This is a genomic window from uncultured Microbulbifer sp., assembly GCF_913055755.1.
Lineage (GTDB): Bacteria > Pseudomonadota > Gammaproteobacteria > Pseudomonadales > Cellvibrionaceae > Microbulbifer.
On record NZ_CAJXKH010000120.1, the window covers coordinates 1 to 9,799 of the forward strand.

At 60.6% G+C, this 9,799-nt stretch carries 12 protein-coding genes; 11 read left to right on the forward strand and 1 reads right to left on the reverse strand.

Features of this window, described 5'->3' with window-relative positions; translation table 11 throughout:
- Nucleotides 1-101: 101 nt before the first annotated feature.
- Nucleotides 102-533: an HU family DNA-binding protein gene (locus tag QZ511_RS15250; RefSeq protein WP_295803632.1), complete on the reverse strand. Its 432-nt coding sequence runs from the start codon at nucleotides 531-533 to the stop codon at nucleotides 102-104.
- A 306-nt stretch (nucleotides 534-839) separates the two neighbouring features.
- Here QZ511_RS15250 and QZ511_RS15255 point away from each other — a divergent pair, with 306 nt between their 5' ends.
- The 11 genes from QZ511_RS15255 to tolB form a co-directional block, all read left to right on the forward strand.
- The gene (locus tag QZ511_RS15255; RefSeq protein ID WP_295803633.1) at nucleotides 840-1,121 is read left to right on the forward strand and encodes a zinc ribbon domain-containing protein; all 282 of its coding nucleotides are present in this window, start codon (nucleotides 840-842) and stop codon (nucleotides 1,119-1,121) included.
- A 32-nt stretch (nucleotides 1,122-1,153) separates the two neighbouring features.
- Nucleotides 1,154-2,932 carry an aspartate--tRNA ligase gene (aspS, locus tag QZ511_RS15260; protein ID WP_295803635.1) on the forward strand — a complete coding sequence of 593 codons (1,779 nt, stop codon included), beginning with the start codon at nucleotides 1,154-1,156 and terminating at the stop codon, nucleotides 2,930-2,932.
- A 98-nt stretch (nucleotides 2,933-3,030) separates the two neighbouring features.
- On the forward strand, nucleotides 3,031-3,774 hold the full coding sequence (locus QZ511_RS15265; protein ID WP_295803636.1) for a YebC/PmpR family DNA-binding transcriptional regulator: 744 nt from the start codon (nucleotides 3,031-3,033) through the stop codon (nucleotides 3,772-3,774).
- Between the two features lie 150 nt (nucleotides 3,775-3,924).
- Entirely contained in the window at nucleotides 3,925-4,455 is a 531-nt protein-coding gene (gene ruvC, locus QZ511_RS15270) for a crossover junction endodeoxyribonuclease RuvC (protein WP_295803638.1), read from the forward strand.
- Nucleotides 4,456-4,642: 187 nt separating this feature from the next.
- On the forward strand, nucleotides 4,643-5,254 hold the full coding sequence (gene ruvA, locus QZ511_RS15275; protein WP_295803639.1) for a Holliday junction branch migration protein RuvA: 612 nt from the start codon (nucleotides 4,643-4,645) through the stop codon (nucleotides 5,252-5,254).
- Nucleotides 5,255-5,285: 31 nt separating this feature from the next.
- Nucleotides 5,286-6,305 (forward strand): Holliday junction branch migration DNA helicase RuvB, encoded by a 1,020-nt coding sequence (gene ruvB, locus QZ511_RS15280; RefSeq protein WP_295803641.1) that lies wholly within the window; start codon nucleotides 5,286-5,288, stop codon nucleotides 6,303-6,305.
- 127 nt (nucleotides 6,306-6,432) lie between these two features.
- Nucleotides 6,433-6,840 (forward strand): tol-pal system-associated acyl-CoA thioesterase, encoded by a 408-nt coding sequence (ybgC, locus tag QZ511_RS15285; RefSeq protein WP_295803643.1) that lies wholly within the window; start codon nucleotides 6,433-6,435, stop codon nucleotides 6,838-6,840.
- Between the two features lies 1 nt (nucleotide 6,841).
- The gene (gene tolQ, locus QZ511_RS15290) at nucleotides 6,842-7,534 is read left to right on the forward strand and encodes a protein TolQ (RefSeq protein WP_295803646.1); all 693 of its coding nucleotides are present in this window, start codon (nucleotides 6,842-6,844) and stop codon (nucleotides 7,532-7,534) included.
- A 44-nt stretch (nucleotides 7,535-7,578) separates the two neighbouring features.
- Nucleotides 7,579-8,010, forward strand: a complete 432-nt coding sequence (gene tolR / locus QZ511_RS15295) for a protein TolR (protein ID WP_295803648.1) — start codon at nucleotides 7,579-7,581, stop codon at nucleotides 8,008-8,010.
- An 18-nt stretch (nucleotides 8,011-8,028) separates the two neighbouring features.
- Complete coding sequence (gene tolA, locus QZ511_RS15300) at nucleotides 8,029-8,808, forward strand: cell envelope integrity protein TolA (protein WP_295803649.1); 780 nt, start codon at nucleotides 8,029-8,031, stop codon at nucleotides 8,806-8,808.
- The coding region (gene tolB, locus QZ511_RS15305) for a Tol-Pal system beta propeller repeat protein TolB (protein ID WP_295803650.1) at nucleotides 8,805-9,799 on the forward strand (995 nt) is incomplete at its 3' end. The genes tolA and tolB, both read left to right, overlap by 4 nt.

Sequence of the window (9,799 nt, forward strand, 5' to 3'; positions counted from 1 at the left end):
TTCACCGGTGCCAGCACCGCCACGGGCTTGGTAAGAACCGGTGCCCCAGAACCAGAAAACCCCGCAAAAGCGGGGTTTTCCTGGCTGAAAGCGGGCGAAAATCAGGACTCGGCCATTTCCTTCAGCTTCTTCAGCGGGCGAATCTTTACCTGGATGCTCGCAGGTTTGGCCTTGAACATGGTCTCTTCGCCAGTGAACGGGTTGATACCCTTGCGCGCCTTCTTGGCCGGCTTCTTCACAGTGGTGATCTTCATCAGACCCGGCAGCGCAAACTCGCCTACCGCACGCTTCTTTACGTGACCTTCGATCAGATCGGTCAGCTCGTCCAGAACAGACTGAACCTGCTTGCGGGACAGCTCGGTGTTCTCCGCGATCTGGTTCAGGATCTGGGTCTTGGTGTACTTCTCCTTGATTGCAGTCACTTTCTTGGCCTTCGGAGCGGCCTTGGCTGCTGCTTTCTTCGCTGGAGCCTTCTTGGCTGCAGTCTTCTTGGCGGGGGCTTTCTTAGCTGCTGCTTTTTTGCGTGCGGCCATCGTTAGCTTCCTTCTATATAAGTGTTTTTCCAGTGAAAGTGGTTCGGGAGCTCCGGAAAAGGCCCGGATTCCCCAGTACAACAGGGTATTCCCAAGTACTGGACTGAGTATATCCAGTTTTTATCCGCGCGCACCGGGGAAAATTGGAAAAAAAGTGCATTTTTATAGGGTTTTGGCCGGAAATTAGCCTTTTGTCACCCCGGAAAGGGGGCGGGACAGGGCTCGGCCTCCAGTAACTTCTTCCCTCCCGGGTGCTCATGTATAATCTGCGCCCCTTTGGATTCCGTGAGATCTCAGGTAGAAGCCATGCCTATCTACGAATACCAGTGCAAGGCCTGTGGCCACCAGTTGGAAGCCCTGCAGCGTATGAGCGACGCCCCGCTGACAGACTGCCCCGCCTGTAATCAGGCCGGGCTGAGCAAGAAAATTTCCGCAGCCGGATTCCGCCTCAAGGGCGGCGGCTGGTACGAGACCGACTTCAAGACCGGCAGCAAGAAGAACCTTGCCGGTGATGGCGCCAAGCCCAAAAAGGACCAACCGGCATCCGGCAGTTCAAGTTCTGCCGCCGGCGCAACCAAAGCAAGCTGATTCAAATTTACTGACTAAGGGAATAAGACTCCATGCGCACCGACTACTGTGGCGCCCTGCGATCCGCTGATATAGACCGCGAAGTAACCCTGTGTGGCTGGGTAGACCGCCGCCGCGACCACGGTGGAGTGATCTTCATCGACCTGCGCGACCGCGACGGTATCGCCCAGGTGGTATTCGACCCGGACGCCGCGGAGCATTTTACCCTGGCCGACCGCGTGCGCAGCGAATATGTACTTAAGGTTACCGGCCGCGTGCGCGCCCGTGCGCCCGAAGCGGTAAACCCGAATATGGTCACCGGTGAAATTGAGGTCTACGGCCTGCAGCTGGAAATCCTCAACAGCGCCGAGACCCCGCCGTTCCAGCTCGACGAGCACACCGCCGTCGGCGAAGACGTGCGTCTGAAGTACCGCTACCTGGACCTGCGTCGCAACGAAATGCAGCACAACCTGCGTTTCCGCTCCAAGATCACCAACGCCATCCGCAACTACCTGGACGGCGAGGGCTTCCTGGACATCGAAACCCCGATCCTGACCCGCGCCACCCCGGAAGGTGCCCGCGACTACCTGGTGCCGAGCCGCACCCACGGGGGCAAATTCTTTGCCCTGCCGCAGTCGCCGCAGCTGTTCAAGCAGCTGTTGATGGTGTCCGGCTTCGACCGCTACTACCAGATCGCCAAGTGTTTCCGCGACGAAGACCTGCGCGCGGATCGCCAGCCGGAATTCACCCAGATCGATATCGAGACCGCATTCCTCGATGAAAACGCCATCATGTCCATCACCGAGGGCATGATTCGCAAGCTGTTCAAAGAACTGAAGGGGGTGGACCTGGGCGAGTTCCCGCGCATGCCCTACAGCGAAGCCATGGCCAAGTTCGGTTCCGACAAGCCGGACCTGCGGATCCCGCTGGAGCTGGTAGAGATCAAGGACCTGATGACCGAAGTAGACTTTAAAGTCTTCTCCGGTCCGGCCAATGATCCGAAAGGCCGCGTCACCGCGCTGAAGGTACCCGGCGGCAACGACAAGCTGACCCGCAAGCAGATCGACGACTACACCAAGTACGTGTCGATCTATGGCGCCAAGGGCCTGGCCTACATCAAGGTCAACGACAAGGCGGACCTGGAAAACGGTCTGCAGTCCCCCATCGTCAAGTTCCTGCCGAATGACGTGCGCGGAGCCATCCTCGACCGCCTGCAGGCGGAGAACGGCGACCTGATTTTCTTCGGTGCGGACAAGGAAAAAGTGGTATCCGAAGCCCTGGGCGCACTGCGCTGCAAGCTGGGTGAAGATCTCGACCTGTACGTGGCCGAGTGGGCGCCGTTGTGGGTAGTGGACTTCCCGATGTTCGAAGAGAACGATGACGGCAGCCTCACCGCACTGCACCACCCGTTCACCGCGCCTTCCTGCGCGCCGGAAGAACTGGAAAAGAGCCCGCTGGAAGCCCTGTCCCGCGCCTACGACATGGTGCTGAACGGCACCGAGCTGGGCGGTGGCTCCATCCGTATCCACAACCAGGATATGCAGCAGACCGTATTCGGCGTGCTGGGTATCGACGAACAAGAGCAGCGCGAGAAGTTCGGCTTCCTGCTCGACGCCCTCAAGTACGGTGCACCGCCCCACGGTGGCCTGGCTTTCGGCCTCGACCGCCTGGTGATGCTGATGACCGACAGCGACTCCATTCGCGACGTCATCGCCTTCCCGAAAACCCAGAGCGCGGCCTGTGTGATGACCGACGCTCCCGGCGCGGTAGACGCCAAGCAGCTGCGCGAGCTGAGCATTCGCCTGCGCCAGAAAGAAGAGCAGGTTGGTTAATAGATAGGGCTAAGGTTTCCTCATCGTCATTCCGGCGCAGGCCGGGGTGACGGGAATCCATTCAAGCCGTAAATTGGAGTAAGACCGGAGAATTATCGATGGCTGGACACAGTAAATGGGCCAATATCAAACACCGCAAGGCGGCCCAGGATGCCAAGCGGGGCAAGGTATTTACCAAGATCATTCGCGAACTGACCGTCGCCGCCAAGTCCGGCGGCAACCCGGATGACAACCCAACCCTGCGCGCCACCATCGACAAGGCCCTGGGCGCGAACATGAAGCGCGACACCATCGACAAGGCCATCGCGCGCGGCGCCGGCAATGCCGAGGGTGACAACTACGAGGCGGTAACCTATGAAGGTTACGGTGTAGGCGGTGTTGCGGTACTGGTGGAGTGCCTGACCGACAATCGCAACCGCACCGTGGCCGAAGTGCGCCACGCCTTTACCAAGCGCGGCGGCAACCTGGGTACCGATGGCTCCGTAGCCTACCTGTTCTCGCGCAAGGGGCAGATGTATTACGAGCCGGGCGCGGACGAAGATGCACTGATGGAAGCCGCCCTCGAGGCGGGTGCCGAAGACATCGAGACCAATGACGACGGCAGCATCGAGGTCACCACCGAATTCACCGATTACATGTCCGTGAAAGACGCCCTGAGTGAAGCGGGCTTCAAGCCTGACAATGCCGAGATCGCCATGATCCCGTCCACCACCGTGCCCATGGACAAGGACGGTGCGGAGAAGGTAATGGCGCTGGTGGATATGCTGGAAGACCTGGACGATGTGCAGAATGTGTACACCAACGCAGATATTCCGGACGAAGTAATGGAAGAACTGGGCTAACCCCAGCGTACCCATTACAGTCAAATGCCCCGCTCGTCGGGGCATTTTTGTATCCGGGCTTCACCATTGCCGAAGCCGCCCTTGACGCCCCGGCGCGGCCTTGGGACACTTCCCGCAACAATTGTATAAATGTACAGGGGGCTGCTCGCCGTGACCCGAATTCTGGGAATTGACCCCGGCTCGCGCAAGACCGGTTACGGCGTGATCGATGTAGAGCGCTCCAATGCGCGCTATGTGGCCAGCGGCGTGATCCGCCTGCCCGACGGCCCCCTGCCGGAACGCCTCAAACTGATCTTCGATGCCGTCAGCCAGATTGCGCAGCAGTACCAGCCGCAGCAGATGGCGATCGAGAATGTATTCATGTCCAAGAGCGCCGGCTCGGCCCTGAAGTTGGGGCAGGCGAGGGGTGCTGCGATTGTTGCGGCCACCCACGCGGATCTGCCGGTGGCGGAATACGAGGCGCGCAAGGTCAAGCAGGCGGTGGTGGGCAATGGTGGCGCGGACAAGCTGCAGGTGCAGCACATGGTCAAAACCCTGCTGAAACTACCCGCCTCGCCGCAGGAAGATGCCGCAGATGCGTTGGCGGTGGCGCTTTGTCATATGCATACGATGCAGACCTTGATTCAGTCTTCTGCCGGGTCGCGGGCGCGGTTCCGGCGCGGGCGCTTGAGTGTTACTTAGCGAGTCTGGTTTGGGCTGAGGGTTTGCGGGTACCGAGTCTGGTAGTCCGTGGCGGTTTTGCTACCGGGTTCACGGCGTGTCTTGCAAAGCATTACCGGCAACAGCGCCGCCACCGAAATAACACAGTAGGTACCACCGGGCTCCAAGTGAAGGAGCCCCGGAACCCGAATCAAGATCAGGAATAACAATGATCGGAAGACTCACCGGCACCCTGGCCGCAGTACAGCCTCCTCAATTACTGGTAGACGTCCAGGGTGTGGGCTACGAAGTGCTGGCCCCCATGACCACCATTTTCGAGCTGCCCCCGTTGGGTGGAAGCGTGCAGTTGCACACGCACCTGGCAGTGTCGGAAACTTCCCAGCAGCTGTTTGGCTTTATCCGCGAGTCGGACCGGCAGCTGTTCAGAACCCTGATCAAGGTCAACGGCGTCGGCCCCAAAATGGCGCTGGCGATCCTGTCCGGCCTCGACGGTGCTGCGCTGGCGCGCTGTGTGGCAGACGACAATGTCGGCGCCCTGGTCAAAGTGCCGGGCGTGGGCAAGAAAACCGCCGAGCGCCTGATCATCGAATTGCGCGGCAAACTCACCCCGCAGACCGGCGACCTCGGCGATATCCCGTTGATGGCCACCAGTGCCGAACCCAAGATTGACCACGCCGGCGAGGCCGAAAGTGCACTGGCCGCACTGGGTTACAAACCCACAGACGCCAGCAAAATGGTTGCCCGCGCGGCCAAAGAGCAGCCCGACGCCGACAGCGCCACCCTGATTCGCCTCGCCCTCAAAAGCATGGCGCCCGCATGAAATTGAAAAGCCAAATTTGTGAGATCGCCCCGTGATTGAAGCCGACCGCCTGATCGCCCCCGAACCCATCGGCCCCAGCGGGCAGGAAGAGCAGTATGACCGCGCGGTGCGCCCCAAGACCCTGTCCGACTATGTCGGCCAGCCAGTGGTGCGCGAGCAGATGGAAATTTTTATCCAGGCCGCGAAACTGCGCAAAGAGGCCCTCGACCATACCCTGGTATTCGGCCCACCCGGTCTCGGCAAGACCACCCTGGCCAATATTATCGCGGCGGAAATGGGGGTTGCGATCAAGACCACCTCCGGCCCGGTGCTCGAGAAGGCCGGCGACCTCGCCGCGATCATGACCAACCTCGAGCCCGGCGACGTGCTGTTTATCGACGAGATCCACCGCCTCAGCCCCCACGTGGAAGAAGTGCTGTACCCGGCGATGGAGGATTACCAGCTCGATATCATGATCGGCGAAGGCCCCGCGGCCCGCTCGATCAAACTGGACCTGCCGCCGTTTACCCTGGTGGGGGCCACCACCCGCGCGGGCCTGCTGACCTCGCCACTGCGGGACCGCTTCGGTATCGTGCAGCGTCTCGAGTTCTACAACGTGGAAGACCTTACCAGTATCGTTGCGCGCTCCGCGGGCTTGATGGGCGTGGACATGGATGAGGGCGGTGCGCACGAGGTGGCGCGCCGCGCGCGCGGCACCCCGCGGATCGCCAACCGCCTGCTGCGCCGGGTGCGCGACTACGCGGAAGTGAAGAGTGACGGCCACGTGTGTGCCGACACCGCGGACCGCGCGCTGAATATGCTCAACGTGGACGCCAGCGGCTTCGACCAGCTGGACCGCCGCATGCTGCTGACCATGATCGAGAAGTTCGACGGCGGCCCGGTGGGGGTCGACAGCCTCGCCGCTGCGGTGAGCGAAGAGCGGGATACCATCGAGGACGTGCTGGAACCCTACCTGATCCAGCAGGGCTATCTCGCGCGCACCCCCCGGGGCAGAGTGGTGACCGCACTGGCCTACGAACACTTCGGCATTCCCAAGCCTGACCGCACCTGACGGATCGGTCTGCATCCTGTAGCATGTCTCATTTAGCCTCCGGTGCAACCTGTGAAGGTGCACCGGAGGCCATCAACCGCCATCGACAGAATAACCGAGCTGGCGGGCCGAAATTCAGGAATAACGCGTGTCAGAGCCTTTCAGTATTCCCATTCGCGTCTATATCGAGGATACCGACGCTGGCGGAATCGTGTATTACGTCAATTATTTAAAGTATATGGAGCGGGCGCGCACAGAATTGGTCCGGTCCCTCGGCTATGATAAGCCCGCCATGCCGCAGCAGGGGTTGCTGCTGGTGGTGCATTCAGCGGAGGTTCAGTATCGGCGGAGTGCAATACTGGACGATAAATTGCGCGCCAGTGCCGCCGTTGGCAAACTGGGGCGCGCCGCCGTGACCTTTGAACAGAAAATCTGGCGCGGCGATGAAATTATTTGCGAAGGTGTGGTCAAAGTGGCCTGCGTGGATGACGCCAGCCGCAAACCCTGCGCCTTACCTGAAAACATCTATCAAGCATTGAAGGCAGCGAGTCGATAACATGAATGCCGGTGAACAACTTTCTCTCTGGGGCCTGATTTCCAGTGCCAGTCTGCTGGTGCAGCTGGTGATGCTGATGCTCCTGATGGCCTCGGTCATTTCCTGGGTGATGATCATTCAGCGGGGCAGTTACCTGTCCCGGGCGAGAAAGTCCCTGGTCAACTTCGAGCGCCGCTTCTGGTCCGGTTCCGACCTGAACCAGCTGTTCCGCGACGGCAACGCCCGTGCGGAGAAGGGCCGCATGGACGGGGTCGAGTCCATCTTCCGCGCCGGTTTTACCGAATTTACCCGCCTGCGCCAGCAGGGCAAGAGCAGTCCCGCGGCGGTAATGGAGGGCACCGAGCGGGCCATGCGCGTGGCCATGTCCCGGGAGCAGGAAAAGGTGGAAATGAACCTGCCGTTCCTGGCGACCGTCGGCTCCGTCAGCCCCTATATCGGCCTGTTCGGCACCGTGTGGGGGATCATGAACTCCTTCCGCGGCCTGGCCACCATGCACCAGGCCACCATCGCCACCGTGGCGCCCGGTATCAGTGAGGCACTGGTGGCGACCGCCATGGGCCTGTTTGCCGCGATTCCCGCGGTCATGGCCTACAACCGCTACTCCGCCCGCGCGGAATGGCTGCTGTCCAGCTACGAGACTTTCGCCGAAGAGTTCTCCTCCATCCTGCACCGCAAGGTGCACGCCGCCAGCTAACGCCTGTCGCCAGGAAAGAGCGAAACCGAGAGTAGAGCTTAGTAATGAGCAATTTTCGCAAAACGCCCAAGCGCAAGCTGGTCTCCGAGATCAACGTGGTGCCGTACATCGACGTGATGCTGGTGCTGCTGATCGTATTTATGGTGACCGCGCCGCTGCTGATGCAGGGTGTCAAGGTGGACCTGCCGGATGCGCCTTCTGCCCCCATCGATGACACCGACGACGAGCCGCTGATCATTTCCGTGCGCGCCGATGGCACCTATTACCTGAATCTGGGTGATGATGAAAAAGTCGCCAAACCGCTGGCGGAGATCAAGGACACCGTGGCCAAGGTGCTGCGCCAGAAGCCCAAGACCCCGGTACTGGTATGGGGTGACACCGACGCCAAATACGGCCTGATTGTCGGCGCCATGACCCAACTGCAGCAGGCCGGTGCGCCCAGTGTGGGCCTGGTCACCGAGCCGCCGTCGGAATGAGTGGGGTCGCGGACTGATATGAACGGCTCCTACGGCCCGGCTATCGTTATAAGTGTTGCCCTGCACGCGGCGTTGATCGCGGTGTTGACGTTCGGCTGGGAAGCGGAACACAAGCGCGAACTGAAGCCGATGCCCAAGTTTGTGCAGGCCAAGCTGGTGACTTTGGAGTCCAAGGCGCAGAAGAAAACCGCGCCACCCAAGGTGGATCTGATCGAGAAAAAGCGCCGCCAGCAGGAGCTGGAGCGCCAGCGCAAGGCCGAGGCTGAGAAGAAACGCAAGGCCGCGGCAGAGCGCAAGAAAAAGCTCGAGGCAGAGAAAAAGGCCAAGGCAGAAGCCGAGCGCAAGAAGCGTGCGGCGGAAGAGAGGGCGCGCAAGGAAAAAGAGCGCAAGGAGCAGGAGCGCAAAGAGCAGCTTGAGAAGGAGCGCCAGAGCGCCTTTGAGGAGGCCCTCGAGGAAGAAGAGGAGCTGAGCGAGGCGAGTGATGATGCCGCCGCCGTGATGTCCGTTGCCCAGGCGATCCAGCAACGGATTGAAGCCGTGTGGAGCCGCCCTCCCAGCGCCCGCAATGGTATGGTCGTGGAGGTGCAGATCAACTTCGTGCCCACCGGGCGGGTGGTGGCTTCCACCATTACCAAGAGCAGTGGCAATGCCGCTGTGGATAGATCTGTCTCTACCGCGGTCAAGAAAGTAGAGGTGTTCCCCGAGGTGGCCGAAGTGGCCCGTGAGGAACCGTCGCTGTTTGAGCGCCAGATACGAACCACCAAACTGATATTCCGAGTCGAAGGCTTGCGCCAATGATGAAAAAAACAGTCTCTTTGTTCTTTGCCACCCTGATCAGCTGTGTGCTGGCGGTTTCCGCCCAGGCGCAGCTGGTGGTGGAAATTGTCGATGGTAACGACAACCCGACCCCCGTCGCGGTGGTGCCATTCGACTGGTCCGGCAGCGGTGTGTTGTCGGAAGATGTGGCCGCGATTGTGTCTGCGGACCTGCGCCGCAGTGGCCTGATCGCGCCGATTCCGCGCACAGATATGCTGTCGTTCCCGAAAACACCGGAGGAGGTGAGCTTCCGCGACTGGCGAATCCTGGGCGCGGAATACGTGGTGACCGGCCGTATGCAGCCGCAAGCCGGCGGCTATCTGCTGACATTTGACCTCGTCAATATCTTTGGTCAGCACAAAACCTTTACCAAGCAGGTGACCGGCGGTGCCCAGCAGTTGCGGGATATTGCCCACCGCGCGTCTGACGAGATCTTCGAGGCCATAACCGGCATTCGCGGTGCCTTCGGTACCCAGATGGTCTACGTGCAGGAAACCCAGCGCGGCGGCAAGCCGAGCTACGCACTGATTCTTTCGGATATCGACGGCGCTCGCGCCCGCCAGATCCGCCGCTTCAGCGCGCCGGTGATGTCTCCCAGCTGGTCCCCCAATGGCCAGGAGGTGGCTTATGTCTCCTTTGAGACCGGCCGCCCGGCGATCTTCCGCGAGAACCTGCGCACCGGCGCGCGCCAGCAGTTGACCAACTTCAAGGGACTGAATAGCTCCCCCACCTGGTCTCCGGATGGGTCCAAGCTGGCGATGGTGCTGTCGAAAGATGGCAATCCTGAGATCTATGTCCTTGACCTGAACAGCGGTCGTTTCACCCGGTTGACCCGTCACTTCTCCATTGACACCGAGCCGAACTGGATGCCGGACGGCAAATCTCTGGTTTTCACTTCAGATAGGGGAGGTAAGCCACAAATTTATCAATTGACCCTTGCCACGGGTCAAGTCGACCGCTTAACCTTCGATGG